Source organism: Aeromonas sp. PrichA-15, from assembly GCF_017939245.1.
Taxonomy (GTDB): domain Bacteria; phylum Pseudomonadota; class Gammaproteobacteria; order Enterobacterales; family Aeromonadaceae; genus Aeromonas; species Aeromonas caviae.
Map to the genome: position 1 here is coordinate 101251 of NZ_JAGKRH010000004.1, position 14441 is coordinate 115691.

The following is a 14441-nucleotide window of genomic DNA, read 5'->3' on the forward strand; positions in this document are numbered from 1 at the left end:
ACCCATCCAACACAAATGAAAATGGCAGCCGAAGCTGCCATTTTGCATTGTGCCGTCTGATTACTTGGCAACGGTATCCGGGTCCGCCTCGAAGGGGTGGCCGGTTTGCTCGCGCATCAGGTTTACTTCGGCGCGGTTTTCAATCCAGTAGTCCGCGTTCTTGATGCCGAGCTTTTCCGGGTGGAACACGGGATCCAGACCCTTGGCCAGCTGTGCCTCGTAGTCCTTGAGGCAGGCGAAAGCCGGCTTTTGCAGCATCAGGATGGCACCGATGTTGAGCCAGGCCATCAGGCCGACCCCGATGTCACCCAGGCCCCAGGCCAGATCGGCGGTCTTGACGGTGCCGTAGACGGTGGCAGCCATCAGCGCAATCTTCAGCAGGAAGGTGAGCCAGGGGCGGTTAATCTTGCGGTTGACAAAAGCGATGTTGGTTTCGGCGATGTAGTAGTAGGCCACGATGGTGGTGAAGGCGAAGAAGAACAGGGCGATGGCGACGAAGTAGTTGCCAAAGCCTGGCATCATGCTTTCCATGGCGGTCTGCACATAGCCGGGGCCTGCCGCGATGCCGGCGATGCCGGTGTAGAGGGCGGCACCGTCCGGGCCCTGCACGTTGTACAGGCCGGTGATGAGCAGCATGAAGCCGGTGGCGGAGCAGACGAACAGGGTGTCGATGTAGACGGAGAACGCCTGCACCAGGCCCTGCTTGGCCGGGTGGCTCACCGCCGCGGCGGAGGAGGCGTGGGGGCCAGTCCCCTGGGCGGCTTCGTTGGAGTAGACCCCGCGCTTGACACCCCACATGATGGCCAGACCCAGAATGGCGCCGAAGCCGGCTTCCATCCCGAAGGCACTCTTCCAGATGAGCAGGATCACGCCCGGCAGTTGGCCGATGTTCAGGGCGATGATGACGCAGGCGACGATGATGTAACCCAGCGCCATGAAGGGCACCACGGTACTGGCGAAATTGGCGATGCGCTTGACGCCGCCGAAGATGATGAAACCGAGCAGCAGCGCCAGACCGGCGGCGGTCACGTTGGGGTCGATGGCAAAGGCGGTCTGCAGGCTGGAGCCGATGGAGTTTGCCTGCACGCCCGGCAGCAGCACGCCGCAGGCGAAGATGGTGGCGATGGCGAAGGTCCAGGCATACCACTTCATGCCCAGGCCCTTCTCGATGTAGAAGGCCGGACCGCCGCGATATTCACCGTTGATCTTCTCCTTGTAGACCTGGCCCAGGGTGGACTCCACGAAGGCGGAGCTGGCGCCAAGGAAGGCGACCATCCACATCCAGAACAGGGCGCCCGGGCCGCCGAAGGTGATGGCAGTGGCCACACCGGCGATGTTGCCGGTACCGACGCGACCGGCCAGGGTCATGGAGAGTGCCTGGAAGGAGGAGACACCGGCATCGTTGCCCTTGCCCTGAAACATCAGGCGTATCATGCCTTTCAAGTGGCGCAGTTGCAGGAAACGGCTGCGCAGGGAGAAGTAGAGGCCTACCCCCAGACACAGATAGATGAGCGCTGGGCTCCAAATCACGCCATTGATGGCATTGACGATCTCATTCATGTACAACAACTCCTTTGTTGCGCTGTCTTGGCGAGGTCTATATGCCTCGCTCCCTTAACATTGAAATATGCGGTGACCAAGGGGGTCACTCAGGATTGTGCGGGACTTTCGACTGGTTAGTCCGCGGGATTTAACATATCGGTTTGTTCAGGGCCTTCCTAGTGAAAAGTGTTGTGGCTTTGTTAATTTGTGAATTGACATTAACAAATGGTGAATGGAACTGGACAAGATTCGGTACATACCCATCATCTGCCGCTTTGCCATGCCCAGAGGGCTGATTGAGGTAATGCAAATAGGAGGCCAGGAGTGGCAACAAGGGAAAACAGATACATCATTCGCCTCGCCGGGGAGGCGGATGGGGCCGGATTGACGGGGTTGTTTGCCCAGTTGGGCTACCCCAACCCTGACGGGGCGGTCAGCGCCAGGCTGGCCCAGCCCGATCCGGCGCGGGAGGTACTGGTAGCCCTGTGCGAGGGGATCCCGGTGGGGGTGCTGGTGTGGCACCACTTGCAACCCATGCACCTTGCACCAGCCTGGGGCCTGATCTCGGCGCTGGTTGTCGATGAGGGTGCAAGGGGCGGGGGCATCGGGGCCCTGCTGCTGGCGGCGGCAGAGCAGCGGGCGGCAGCTCTGGGGTGCGGCCAGCTGGAGCTCTCCAGCAGCCTCAAGCGCGAAGGGGCGCACCGATTTTATCTGGCGCAAGGGTATTGCGAGCGTCCGAAACGTTTTGTGAAAGCTGTCTGATTGGCAAGAGGAGTCTGTGTGTTCTGGTCCAGGTTGAAAGAGGTATTGGGTGGTGCATCTCCCCGGGAGCCTCGTCTCCCAGAAGAGCAGGAGTGGCGCGAGGCGCTGGCGGCGGTGCCCATCTTGCAGGGGCTTGAAGAAGAAGAGGCGCAGAGGCTGATGGAGCTGGCGCGCCATTTTCTCTCGCGCAAGACCCTCACCCAGATCGGGGTGGAACTGACGCCCCGCCAGCAGGGGGTGCTGGCCCTGCAGGCAGTGCTGCCCATCCTGCACCTGGGGTTCGATTGGTATCGAGGTTTCCACGAGGTGATCATCATCCCCGAGCCCGTGACCCGTCGTCAGGAGGTGCAGGACGAGTTCGGGCTGGTGAGCGAATTTGAAGAGGAGAACGCCGGTGAATCCTGGCCCCAGGGGCCACTGGTGCTGGCCTGGAGCGAATTGCAGCAGGACGGGGACTGGGACGGATTCAACCTGGTGATCCATGAGCTTGCCCACAAGCTCGACATGCTGGGAGGGGATGCGGACGGTGCACCGCCCCTGCCGCGGGGCATGGATCCCCAGCAATGGACCCGGGCGCTGCAAGGTGCGTTTGACGAGATGAACGATCAGTTGACCAGAGAGGAGGTGACCGAGATAGACCCCTACGCCGCCTCGCACCCCGCCGAATTCTTCGCGGTGTGCAGCGAGAGCTTCTTCACCGATCCGTTGCGTCTGCGTGTCGTCTACCCTGCGGTCTATGACCAGTTCGCCCGCTTCTACGGTCAGGATCCCGCTGCCCGCTACCCGGCCACCCGGTTGCTGGCCGGAGATCCCGGAGCGCAGGGCTGACCGGCACTGCGTCCGGGCGGCAGAAACACAAAAGGCACCCCTGAGGGTGCCTTTTTCGTGACAGCGATGTCGCCGGGTGCTTAGGCAGCGGCTTTGAGCTGGGCGGGAGCGGCTTTCTTCTGCTCGCCGATGGGCAGCACGGTGCGACCGAACTGCTCGTTGATCACGGTGGCCATGGCCAGGTAGATGGCGCTGGCGCCGCAGATGATGCCTTCGAAACCGGCGATGGTGCCGATCAGGGTACTGCCGGTGAAGTCACGGGCAGCCAGCAGGAAGAACAGCACGGTCAGGGAGGCGAACACGAACTGCTTCACGCGGGGGAAGTTGACGGTCCCGATCAGCATGAACAGGGTGAACATGCCCCACATCAGCAGGTACCAGCCCATGTAGGCGTGCGGGGTGGCCTCGGCCAGACCCATGGTCGGCATCACCAGCAGGAACACCAGGCTCCACCAGAAGGTGCCGTAGGAGATGAAGGCGGTGACACCGAAGGTGTTGCCACGCTTGTACTCCATGATGCCGGCGATGATCTGGGCCAGACCGCCATAGCACAGACCCATGGCCAGGATCATGGCGCTGATGGGGAAGAAACCTGCGTTATGGATGTTCAGCAGAATGGTGGTCATACCGAAACCCATCAGACCCAGAGGGGCAGGGTTGGCCAATTTTTCGCTCACGTGGTGTTCTCCAACAATAGAGGTGGGGTTGATAAAAGACGCGCGATTTTAGGCAGGCTCAGGGTCCCGAGCAAGGGGGGGACACACAGAAATGGTAAAAAAGAACACGAAAGTTTAAGTGGCCAACCATTCGTGCCATTCAGGTAGACGAGTGGTGAATGAAAAACGTTTTCAACGTTGCGATTTTGTATAAAAGGCAACTTGGCATGAAAGTCGGCAACGACGATGGTGACTGGGACTGGTGAGGGAAACGCGCCCCGGATGGTCGCGTCATGGCGGTTTGATTGAAAAATGAGTTCATATGCCATCATGCCAGAGTGTTTCCCTCCTGTTTGTGGCGCATGGACCTCCCGTATCGCTTGCCATCGCAGTGTCCGTTGCGCTCCCCATTTTCTCGTCAACCCCGCGCTCGCCACCGTGTTCCCTACACAAGGGCGGGGCGCCTGAGAAACCCGCAGGCGCGCTGTGTTGACTGCCACGGGCGAAAGGGGCGCAAGATTAACGGGCAGGATCAGAGGCTGCCCTTGTCAGAAAGCCAGAGGCGGGATGGGCCATGGGCCCAGTAAAGACGCTTGGAAATGGAAGGGGGGCGCGGGGTTGGCCCTTTGGCGTGCGCGAGAGGGTGTTCAGGATTGGCCCGATTAGACACTGTATATCTAATCGGGCCATCTATTTTGACATGCCGACATGCCGACATGCCGACATGCCGACATGCCGACATGCCGACATGCCGACATGCCGACATGCCGACATGCCGACATGCGAGATAACGGGATAACGGGATAACGGGATAACGGGATAACGGGATAACGAGATCTTTCGAGACGGCTAGCGAGAGATAAATCCTGATGGCAGGGGTCGGGGGAGGTTAGAGAAGGGGAGGCAAGCAGGGATAAGGCAGCTCCACCATGATGTCGCCGCCGCTAGGCACAAAGGGAACAGCAGGGGCAAAGCGCGGGACCAGCCACCGCCCGCTCGCTCCGGCGGGAAAGAAAGGGATGAGAAAGGGTCGAGCAACTGGCACCGCACGGGTATCTGGGCGGTGGGCACCTTAAATGGCCAGGAAGGCGTTATCCGGTGGGGGTCGGGGGTGGGAGCCCCTTGGGCCATATGCCGTCGGGGCAAACAAGAGGGGCATCCGGCGGGCGCCGGATCAGTTGTCCAGGGTCAGCACCACCTTGGCTTCCTTGTCCGTCTCCTTCACCTGGCTGTCGAGCACGAAGAGGCGCTCCGGCGCGATGCCCTGGGTATCCACCAGATACTCCTTGGTGTTCTGGGCGCGGCGCATGGCGAGGTTTCGCAGGGACTTGGCGGTGATGAGCTGCTGATCCCGTAGCAGGAGCACCGCCTGGGCGCGCAGGGCCTCGCTCCCTTCATCGAGTCGCAACCGGTCGGCCAGATCCCCGAGATCTTCGTTGAACTTAGCTTCATAGGCCTCTGCCAGTGCGGATTGCATGGCGGGATCCTGCTCCAGCAGCGTCAAATCCACCGGGCTGCCGGTGGTCTTGGCCAGCAGCCGCTCAAGCTTCTGGCGCTGGAGGATGGGGCGCTCTTCGTTGAAGTTGACCTTGCCGCGAATGTTCATGCTGAGCTTGGGCCTCTCCTTGAGGGCCTGCGCGAGGGTGGTCAGCTTGGTCTGCTGGGTCGGGGTCAGGGCGGGATCGCCAGGTAGGAAGGGGAGCTCGTCGAGATCCTTGGTGCCCCCCGTCAAGGACGCAAGCAGGGAGAAGGGGGAGGTGATGGCCTTGCCGAGGGTATTGCCGAGCACGTCCCAGAAGATGTTGCCCAGGCTGAAATCAGGCTGATCCAGATTGCCCTTCACCTTGAGGTTCATCTTGATGACGCCGTTCGAATCGCTCAGCAGGGCGATGGCGAGGCCGAGGGGCAGATCCTTGGCCTGCTCGCTCTTGACCTTCTCCCCGAGTTGCAGCTTCTTGATGGTGATGTCGTTGTCCCCCTCCAGCCGGTTGCCCTGCAGCTTGTAGTTGAGTTTCATGGAGAGCTGCCCCTTGTCGATGGCATAGCCTGCATAGGTGCTGGAGTAGGGGGTGAAGGTGGTGAGCTCCAGATTGTTGAAGGCCACGGCCACATCCAGCACGGGATCCTCGATGAGCAGGTTGGCGCCCCCCCGGATGGTGACGGGGGCGTAGCGGTCCACCTTGCCGTTGAAGGCGAGCTCGGAGCGCTGCCCCGGGGTGTTGCTGATATGGCGGCTCTGGCCGTCGAGGGAGGCGATGTCCACCACGAACTCCGGGCTCAGGCTGCGATCGGCGAAGCGCAGGTTGCCCTTGCCGGCGCCGCTCATCATGTCGAATTCCCCTTCGGCCTTGAGGGGGCTCTTCTCGTTGACGGTGGCGCTCAGGCGATAGGGGTTGAGCACCCCCTCTGCGCTGGAAAAGCCGGGCAGGTGCAGGGCGAGCTTGTCCAGGGTGAGGGGCGGGACCCACCCCGGGCTGCTCTGCTTGCGGCTGTCCCGGTAGCTGAGCCGGCCCTGCTCGACGGACAGCTTGCCGATGGTCACCAGCACGGGCTCGGCGCTAGCTGGCGGTGTTTGCTCCGGCGCAGGGGCGAGCAGGGAGGCCAGTGCATCGGTCAGGTTGAAGCGTGCCTCCCCCTTGAGATCCTCGAGGCGCACCAGATCTGCCCTGGGGGCGGTCAGGGTGGCCTCTTCCAGTACCAGGGCGCGCTGCTGCCAGCTCGCTTTCAAGGCGGGAATGAGCTTCAGCTCTTCAAATGACACCAGTGCTTGCTGCTTGTCATCGAGCAGGGCGCTGGGCCCCAGCACGAGGGAGGGGGAGCGGATCCCCACCTCTATCTTGCCAAGGGAGAGGTGCAGACCGTAATGGGTGGCAAGCCAGCCGGGGAGATGGCGCTGGATGAGGGTCGGCGCCTGCCAGAGCAGGATGGTGATGCCGATGAGCAGGAGCGCGAGAAGATAGAGGGCATAGCGCAGCAGACGAGCGGGCAGAGGCTTGAGCATGATGGTCTCCATTTGATGCGCATATGGTAGCAATTAATCGTGCCCGGTTCATGGGAAGGACTCATGAGGTGCGCCGCACTCTGACCGGGCTGGGGAATTATTGTGCGACCAAGGCCGGATTTCCCCCGTTTGCCCCACCTCGCCGCTTGCCCAAACCGCCCAGTCTGTCCGGCATGCCGTGACGGGCGATGTGGGGAACAAGGGGGTTGCCGGGTCAGGGCCTGCCACTGCGAATATCCACTGGAAAACCGGGATACCGGGGGCGAGATACCCCCAGAGTCTGTCAATCCCCGTCGGTTTTCAAGCCGCCGAGGGAGTGGATGCAGCGCTGCTCGGCGGCATCGAGCTCGGCCATCACCATCTGGATGTCCTCCAGTTGCTGGCGCAGGGAGTGGCGTCTGGCCTCGATGAGCTGGATCATGGAGTGAAGCTGCATCCGGCTGGAGCGGTCGGTGTCGTACATGTCGAACAGCTCGCGGATCTCCGCCAGGCTGAACCCGAGGCGCTTGCCGCGCAGGGTCAGTTTCAGGCGGATCCTGTCCTTGTGGCTGTAGATACGGGTCTGCCCCTCCCGGGTCGGGGTGATGAGCCCCTCGTCCTCGTAATAGCGGATGGTGCGGGGGGTGATGTCGAACTCCTGGGCCAGCTCCGAGATGCTGTAGGTCCTCTCCTTGCCACTGGCGTGTCTGGCTCTCATGGTGCGCCCTCCTGATGAGCTGGCGGGGTCCTGGCCCCGCGGCAAGGGCCGGGTTCATGATGCATGATGGCCTCCCGGGGGGCGCTGCTCACGCTCTTGTGCGAAGCGCCGCCCCCTCCCGTGCAGGGCCTGGCCGACCCGGGAGCCGTTGGGGCGCCCCAGCAGCTCGCTCACCCACTGGCCGGTGGCGGCCAGCTGGTCGAGGTCGACGCCGGTGCTCATGCCAAGGCCGTGCAGCAGATAGACCACCTCTTCCGACGCCACATTGCCGGAGGCACCGGGGGCATAGGGGCAGCCGCCGAGCCCGGCCACCGAGCAGTCGATGGTGCGGATCCCGCGCTCGAGCGCCGGCAGCAGGTTGGCCAGCCCCTGGCCGTAGGTGTCGTGAAAATGAACCGCAAGCCGGCCCGCCGGGATCTCGTGCAGCACCGCATCCAGCATGGGAGCCACGGTGCCCGGGGTGCCGACGCCGATGGTGTCGCCGAGGGATATCTCATGGCAGCCCAGATCCAGCAGCCGCTCGGCAAGGGCGGCGACCCGTTTCGGGCGGGTCGGGCCGTCGAACGGGCAGGCGATGACGGTGGAGAGGTAGCCGCGCACCTTGATGCCGAGGCTGCGCGCCTCCTGCACCAGGGGAGCGAAGCGCACCAGGGACTCCTCCACGCTGATGCCGATGTTGGCTCGGGTGAAGCCGTCCGAGCAGGCGGTGAAGAGACCTATCTCGTCGGCGCGTGCGGCGACGGCGGCCTGCAGACCCTGCAGATTGGGCACCAGGGCGCCATAGCGGGTCGGCCCCCTGCGCGGCAGGGCATTAAAGAGTGCGGCGGAATCCGCCATCTGCGGCACCTTCTTGGGCGACACGAAGGCCCCCACCTCGATGCGCTGCAACCCGCTCTCGGCCAGGTGGGCGATGAGCGCCAGCCGCTGCGCCAGGGAGAGGGTGGCGGTCTCATTTTGCAGGCCGTCCCGCGGCCCCATCTCCACCAGGCTGACCTTGTCGTCCCGGTTCTCGTGCGTGTGGCTCATGAGCGCTCCTCCTGCGCGGTATGGTCCTCGGCAAAGCGCACCAGCACGGCGCCCTGGCTCACCTGTTCGCCCTGGCGGCACTGCAGGGCCTCAATCACCCCGTCCCGGTCAGCTTTGAGGACGTGCTCCATCTTCATTGCCTCCAGCACCAGCAGTGGTTGCCCCTTGCTGACCGGCTGGCCGGCCTCGACCTGCAGCGCCACCACGATGCCGTGCATGGGGGCCAGGATGCCCGGGACATGGCTCGTGTCGTGATCATGGTGGAGCTGATGATGCTGATCATCGAGCGAGAAGCGGATGCGCCTGCCCGCCAGGTGCAGCAAATAGGCGTCCTCGCCGAGGGGCTGCACCGGATAGCGCTGCCAATGTCCACCCTGGCACAGGCGGATCTGTTCTGACCCGAGTTCAAACGGGATCTGCTCGCCTTGCCAGAGTAGGCTGCCTGCCCGCTCGGCGAGGGTGAGAGTGCGGGTCTCCTCGCCGATGCGCACCGTGGCGCAAAAGCGGCGGGTGGGGCCCAGCCGAAAGCCTGCGGCCTGCTGCCAGGGGGAGGCATCGCGCTCGCAAGTGGCGAGCCAGAGGGTGGCGAGGGGCCAGGCGAGCGCAGGAACGGGCAGGGTGTCGGTGGGAATGGGCCACTGGGTGTGGTGGCGCATCGCCAGCACCTCTGGCGCTTCGCACAGGCGCTGCAGGAGCGGGCCGTTGTGCACCAGAGGGCCGAGATCCAGGGCTGCCAGGGCATCGGCCAGGGTGGCAAAGGCTTCGCTGCGGCTCGGTGCGTGGGCGACGAGCTTGGCGATCATGGGGTCGTAATAGGGGCTCACCTCATCGCCAGCGGTGACGCCGGTGTCGATGCGCACCCCCTTGGGCCAGGTGAGCCAGTGGATGGGGCCGCTCGCTGGCAGAAAACCGGCGGCCACGTCTTCGGCGTAGAGGCGCGCCTCCACCGCGTGGCCACGCAGCACCACCTGTTCCTGGGTGAGGGGCAGCGGTTTGCCCTCGGCCACCGCCAGCTGCCAGGCCACCAGATCCTGGCCTGTGATGGCCTCGGTAACCGGGTGCTCCACCTGCAACCGGGTGTTCATCTCCATGAAGAAGAACTCCTCCCCGCAGAGCAAAAACTCGATGGTGCCCGCCCCCCGATAGGCGATGGCCTTGGCCGCCGCCACGGCCGCCTCGCCCATGGCGCGGCGCAGGGCAGGGGAGATGTCGGGGGCGGGGGCCTCCTCGATCACCTTCTGGTGGCGGCGCTGCAAGGAGCAGTCCCGATCCCCCAGATAGATGGCGTTGCCAAGGGCATCGGCAAAGACCTGCACCTCCACGTGACGGGCGCGGGGGAGATAGCGCTCCAGCAGCACATGGTCGTCGCCAAAGGCGGCACTCGCCTCCCGCTTGACCGCCGCCAGGGCGTCGTCAAAGTCGGCCAGCTGATCGACCCGCCGCATCCCCTTGCCACCGCCGCCGCTGGCCGCCTTGATAAGGAGCGGGAAGCCCACCTGGCTCGCCTGATCGCGCAAAAAGTCGGGATGCTGATCCGCGCCGTGATAACCGGGCAGCACGGGGACGCCGGCTGCCTGCATCAGCCCTTTGGCCCCCGACTTGTCCCCCATGGCGAGGATGGCGGCGCCGCTTGGGCCGACAAAGCGCACGCCCCGCTGCTCGCAGGCGGTGGCAAAGTCGCTGTTCTCGGAGAGGAAACCGTAGCCCGGGTGGATGGCGTCGGCATTCGCTTCTTTGGCAATCTTGAGCACCTTGCCGGTGTCGAGGTAGCTCTCCCGGGCGGGGGCCGGCCCCAGATGCCAGGCTTCGTCGGCTTCGCGCACGTGCATGGCGCGGGCATCGGCGTCCGAGTAGAGGGCGATGGTGTGAATGCCGAGGCGCCGTGCTGTCTTGATGATGCGCACGGCGATTTCACCGCGATTGGCGATCAGCAGGCGCTTGATGGGAGTGTGATGGGTCATGCTGCCTCCCTGTTGTTCAAGGCGCACAAGTGCGAAGCGTGTTGATCCACACTCCCGTTATATTGACCACAGTTGGCGATCAGCAGGTGCTTGATGAGGTGGTATTGAGTCATGCTTCGTCCTTGAAACGGGGGCGCCAGGTTGGGGGGCGTTTGTCGAAGAAGGCCTGGATCCCCTCCTGGGCCTCGAGACCGCCCCGTACCCGGGCGATGGTCTCGACGGTCTGCTCTTCGTGCTGGTGGCCTGGGCGCCCTTCGAGGGCGGCCAGCAGCCGCTTGGTCTCCTTCATCGCCTGGGGGCCGTTGCGACACAACCGCAGGGCCATGGCGCGTCCCTCCGCCAGCAACTGATCAGGCTGGCTGAGCCTGTGCACCACGTTGAGTCGGCAGGCGGTGATGGCATCGAAAGGCTCTGCGCTCAGCATGTAGCGGCGGGCCTGGCGCATCCCCATGGCGCGCACCACGTAGGGGCTGATCACCGCAGGCACCAGTCCCAGGGTCACCTCGGAGAGGCAGAAGCGGGCATTTTCGCTGGCCAGCACGATGTCGCAGGCGCAGACAAGGCCTAAGGCGCCGCCGTAGGCGGCCCCCTGCACCAGGGCTACCGTGGGGAAGGGCAGCTCGTCCAGTGCCTGCATCAGGTGGGCCAGCACCCGGGCGTCCTCGCGATTCTTGTCAAAGGCGCGGGGGTCGAACGCTTCCCCTGCCATCTTGCGCATCCACTCGAGATCGGCGCCCGCGCAAAAATGCGGCCCCTCGGCGCGCAGCAGCAGCACGTGGGGGCGGTCGGCGAGGGGCTGGCCGTGGGTCAGCTCGTCGAGGCAGTCGAGCAGCCCTTGCATCAGGTCGGCATCGAGGGCGTTGTGACGGGCCGGGCGGGCGAGCACCAGCTCGATCACCGGGCCGTGGCGCTCCAGGCGAAAATGGGCAAGGGGATCGTTGAAGAGCGGGTCTGACATATGAACTCCTTACATCCGGAAGATGCCGTACTGCCCGGGGCCCGGCTCGGCCCCCTGGCAGGCCGCCAGCGCCAGGGCGAGCACGGTGCGGCTCTGGGCCGGGTCGATGACGCCGTCATCCCACAGGCGAGCACTGGCGTAATAGGGGTGACCCTGGCGCTCGTACTGCGCGATCACCGGGGCGCGAATGGCGGCCGCCTCCGGCTCGCCCAGAGTCTTGCCCTCGGCGGCCAGCTTGTCCCGGCGCACCTGCACCAGCACCCCGGCCGCCTGCTCGCCCCCCATGACGGAGATGCGGCTGTTGGGCCAGCTGAAGAGAAAATCCGGTTCATAGGCGCGCCCGCACATGCCGTAGTTGCCGGCACCGAAGCTGCCGCCGACGATCAGAGTGATCTTGGGCACCCGGCTGCAGGCCACGGCGGTCACCAGCTTGGCGCCGTGCTTGGCGATCCCCTCTTTCTCCGCCGTACTCCCCACCATAAAGCCGGTGATGTTTTGCAGAAACAGCAGCGGGATCCCCCGCTGGTTGCAGAGCTGGATGAAGTGGGCCCCCTTCTGGGCGCTGTCGCTGTGCAGCACGCCGTTGTTGGCGAGGATCCCCACCTGCATGCCCTCAATGCGGGAAAAACCCGTCACCAAGGTAGTGCCGAACAACGCCTTGAATTCGTCAAACACAGAGCCATCCACTAGTCGGGCGATCAATTCTCGTGCGTCATAGGGGCGCTTGAGACTGGTGCCCACCAGGCCGTAGAGCTCCTCGATGGGGTAGTGCGGCTCATCATAGGAGGGAGCGGATGGGGCGGGTGACGCCGCCGTCTGGTTGTCACCCAGGTTGCTTACCAGGGTGCGGGTGATGGCCAGGGCATGGGCATCGTCCCTGGCCATGTGATCCGCCACCCCGGAGTGGACGCAGTGCACCTCGGCGCCGCCCAAGGCTTCTGCGCTGATCTCCTCACCGGTGGCGGCCTTGACCAGGGGCGGGCCCGCCAGAAAGAGGGTGGCCTGTTCCCTGACCATGATCGACTCGTCCGCCATGGCGGGCACGTAGGCACCCCCGGCGGTACAGAGTCCCATCACCACCGCCAGCTGGGGGATGCTCTGGGCCGACATGCGAGCCTGGTTGTAGAAGATGCGGCCAAAATGCTCCCGGTCGGGGAACACCTCGTCCTGCATGGGCAGGAAGGCACCGCCGGAATCCACCAGATAGAGGCATGGGAGGTGCAGTCGCTCGGCAATGGCCTGGGCGCGCAGGTGCTTTTTCACCGTGAGGGGGTAGTAGGTGCCGCCCTTCACGGTGGCGTCATTCACCACCAGCATGCACAGGCGCCCCGAGACCCGTCCGATGCCGGTGAGGATGCCGGCAGCGGGCACCGGTTCGTCATAGACCTGCCAGCCAGCCAGCGCCGACAGTTCGAGAAAGGGGGAACCCGGGTCCAGCAGCTGGTCGATGCGCTCCCGGGGCAGCAGCTTGCCACGGGCCTGGTGGCGGGCCTTGTTGGCAGCACCGCCGCCCAAGGCTATCTCCTCCAGGCGGGCATTGAGATCGTCGACCAGTGCCTGCATGGCGGCACGATTGGCCTCATAGTCGGGGCTCGCGGTGTCGAGACGGGAGTGGATCCTGCTCATGCATTATCCCCCATCAGCTCGCGGCCGATGAGCCAGCGGCGGATCTCCGAGGTGCCGGCGCCGATTTCGTAGAGTTTGGCGTCCCGCAGCAGGCGGCCTGTGGGGTATTCGTTGATGTAGCCGTTGCCGCCGAGCAGCTGGATGGCATCGAGGGCCATCTGGGTGGCATTTTCGGCGGCAAACAGGATGGCGGCGGCGCAATCCTTGCGGCTGGTGCGGCCCTGATCGCAGGCGCTCGCCACCGAATAGACCAGCGCCCGGCTGCTGGCGAGACGGGTATACATGTCGGCGAGCTTGCCCTGCACCAGCTGGAACTCGCCGATGGCCTGGCCGAACTGCTTGCGCTCGCGCACATAGGGAAGCACCACGTCCATGCAGGCCTGCATGATGCCAAGGGGGCCTGCTGCCAGCACCACCCGCTCGTAGTCGAGCCCGCTCATCAGTACCTTGACCCCGCCGTGCAGGGGACCCAGCAGGTTCTCCTGCGGCACCCGGCAGTTGTCGAACACCAGCTCGCAGGTACTGGATCCGCGCATGCCGAGCTTGTCGAGCTTCTGGGCGGTGGAAAAACCGGGAGTTCCCGCCTCGACGATAAAGGCGGAAATACCTTTGGGCCCTGCAGCGGCATCGGTCTTGGCATAGATGACGAAGGTGTCGGCATCGGGCCCGTTTGTGATCCACATCTTGTTGCCGTTCAGCACGAAGTGATCCCCCTCGCGCACCGCGGTGAGGCGCATGCTCACCACATCGGAGCCGGCACCCGGCTCGCTCATGGCCAGCGCCCCCACGTGTTTGCCGATGACGAGGGAGGGCAGATATTTCGCCTTCTGATCAGGGGTGCCGTGGCGGTGGATCTGGTTGATGCAGAGGTTGGAGTGAGCGCCGTAGGAGAGGCCGACCGAGGCGCTGGCGCGGCTCACCTGCTCCATCACCAGCACATGGGCCAGATAGCCGAGGTTCACCCCGTCATACTCCTCCGCCACCGTGATGCCGTGCAGCCCCAGCTCACCCATGCGGGGCCAGAGATCCCGGGGAAAAGCGTTGCTCTGATCGATCTCGCTGGCGCGCGGTGCGATCACTTTCTGGCAGAAAGCCTCGACCTGTTCGGTCAGGGCCTGGAGGGTTTCATCCATCAGGGCATGCATCCGTGCTCTCCTTGGTGCAGTGGACTGCCGATTTCCCCTGCCATCAGGGTGATGACTGGTCAGTCCATTCGTGATTCAAGTTTACGTTAGCGTAAACGTAAATTGATTGTTAGTCTAAGGTAAATTCGATGGCAGCCCGCCGCAAGGGGCTACCCGGGCAGAGGAGCGCAAGGAGTGAACAGGATGTGCAACAGCAACATGGATGTGGCCGGCCTGCAGTGGCCTGCCATCGCCAGCCA

11 protein-coding genes are annotated in these 14441 nt (G+C 64.2%); 2 read left to right on the forward strand and 9 right to left on the reverse strand.

Features of this window, described 5'->3' with window-relative positions; all coding sequences use genetic code 11:
- Positions 1-60: 60 nt before the first annotated feature.
- Positions 61-1560 (reverse strand): alanine/glycine:cation symporter family protein, encoded by a 1500-nt coding sequence (locus J9889_RS01390; protein WP_010674582.1) that lies wholly within the window; start codon positions 1558-1560, stop codon positions 61-63.
- Positions 1561-1935: 375 nt separating this feature from the next.
- Between J9889_RS01390 and J9889_RS01395 the strand changes: the two genes are divergently transcribed.
- A complete protein-coding gene (locus tag J9889_RS01395; protein ID WP_010674583.1) occupies positions 1936-2304 on the forward strand; it encodes a GNAT family N-acetyltransferase in 369 nt (122 codons plus the stop codon).
- An 18-nt stretch (positions 2305-2322) separates the two neighbouring features.
- Positions 2323-3132: a M90 family metallopeptidase gene (locus tag J9889_RS01400; protein WP_029314463.1), complete on the forward strand. Its 810-nt coding sequence runs from the start codon at positions 2323-2325 to the stop codon at positions 3130-3132.
- Between the two features lie 80 nt (positions 3133-3212).
- On the opposite strand, the gene J9889_RS01405 is transcribed toward J9889_RS01400, so the two are convergent.
- The 8 genes from J9889_RS01405 to J9889_RS01440 form a co-directional block, all read right to left on the reverse strand.
- Complete coding sequence (locus J9889_RS01405; protein ID WP_029314465.1) at positions 3213-3809, reverse strand: GPR1/FUN34/YaaH family transporter; 597 nt, start codon at positions 3807-3809, stop codon at positions 3213-3215.
- A 1153-nt stretch (positions 3810-4962) separates the two neighbouring features.
- Positions 4963-6789 (reverse strand): DUF748 domain-containing protein, encoded by a 1827-nt coding sequence (locus J9889_RS01410; RefSeq protein ID WP_246878011.1) that lies wholly within the window; start codon positions 6787-6789, stop codon positions 4963-4965.
- Between the two features lie 283 nt (positions 6790-7072).
- Positions 7073-7486: a MerR family DNA-binding transcriptional regulator gene (locus J9889_RS01415; RefSeq protein ID WP_010674587.1), complete on the reverse strand. Its 414-nt coding sequence runs from the start codon at positions 7484-7486 to the stop codon at positions 7073-7075.
- A gap of 54 nt (positions 7487-7540) precedes the next feature.
- The gene (locus J9889_RS01420; RefSeq protein WP_010674588.1) at positions 7541-8512 is read right to left on the reverse strand and encodes a hydroxymethylglutaryl-CoA lyase; all 972 of its coding nucleotides are present in this window, start codon (positions 8510-8512) and stop codon (positions 7541-7543) included.
- The gene (locus J9889_RS01425) at positions 8509-10473 is read right to left on the reverse strand and encodes a biotin carboxylase N-terminal domain-containing protein (RefSeq protein ID WP_202007296.1); all 1965 of its coding nucleotides are present in this window, start codon (positions 10471-10473) and stop codon (positions 8509-8511) included. Before J9889_RS01425 ends, J9889_RS01420 begins: the two co-directional genes overlap by 4 nt.
- 109 nt (positions 10474-10582) lie before the next feature.
- Positions 10583-11431 carry an enoyl-CoA hydratase-related protein gene (locus tag J9889_RS01430; protein ID WP_210555840.1) on the reverse strand — a complete coding sequence of 283 codons (849 nt, stop codon included), beginning with the start codon at positions 11429-11431 and terminating at the stop codon, positions 10583-10585.
- Positions 11432-11440: 9 nt separating this feature from the next.
- On the reverse strand, positions 11441-13057 hold the full coding sequence (locus tag J9889_RS01435; protein ID WP_210555841.1) for a carboxyl transferase domain-containing protein: 1617 nt from the start codon (positions 13055-13057) through the stop codon (positions 11441-11443).
- On the reverse strand, positions 13054-14202 hold the full coding sequence (locus J9889_RS01440) for an isovaleryl-CoA dehydrogenase (protein WP_210555842.1): 1149 nt from the start codon (positions 14200-14202) through the stop codon (positions 13054-13056). Before J9889_RS01440 ends, J9889_RS01435 begins: the two co-directional genes overlap by 4 nt.
- Between the last annotated feature and the right edge of the window lie 239 nt (positions 14203-14441).

Excerpts from the sequence above, each read along its gene's own strand:
- J9889_RS01420 (WP_010674588.1), bottom strand. The coding sequence starts at position 8,512 with ATGAGCCACACGCACGAGAACCGGGACGACAAGGTCAGCCTGGTGGAG.
- J9889_RS01415 (WP_010674587.1), bottom strand. The coding sequence starts at position 7,486 with ATGAGAGCCAGACACGCCAGTGGCAAGGAGAGGACCTACAGCATCTCG.
- J9889_RS01435 (WP_210555841.1), bottom strand. The coding sequence starts at position 13,057 with ATGAGCAGGATCCACTCCCGTCTCGACACCGCGAGCCCCGACTATGAG.
- J9889_RS01425 (WP_202007296.1), bottom strand. The coding sequence starts at position 10,473 with ATGACCCATCACACTCCCATCAAGCGCCTGCTGATCGCCAATCGCGGT.
- J9889_RS01410 (WP_246878011.1), bottom strand. The coding sequence starts at position 6,789 with ATGCTCAAGCCTCTGCCCGCTCGTCTGCTGCGCTATGCCCTCTATCTT.
- J9889_RS01390 (WP_010674582.1), bottom strand. The coding sequence starts at position 1,560 with ATGAATGAGATCGTCAATGCCATCAATGGCGTGATTTGGAGCCCAGCG.
- J9889_RS01430 (WP_210555840.1), bottom strand. The coding sequence starts at position 11,431 with ATGTCAGACCCGCTCTTCAACGATCCCCTTGCCCATTTTCGCCTGGAG.
- J9889_RS01440 (WP_210555842.1), bottom strand. The coding sequence starts at position 14,202 with ATGCATGCCCTGATGGATGAAACCCTCCAGGCCCTGACCGAACAGGTC.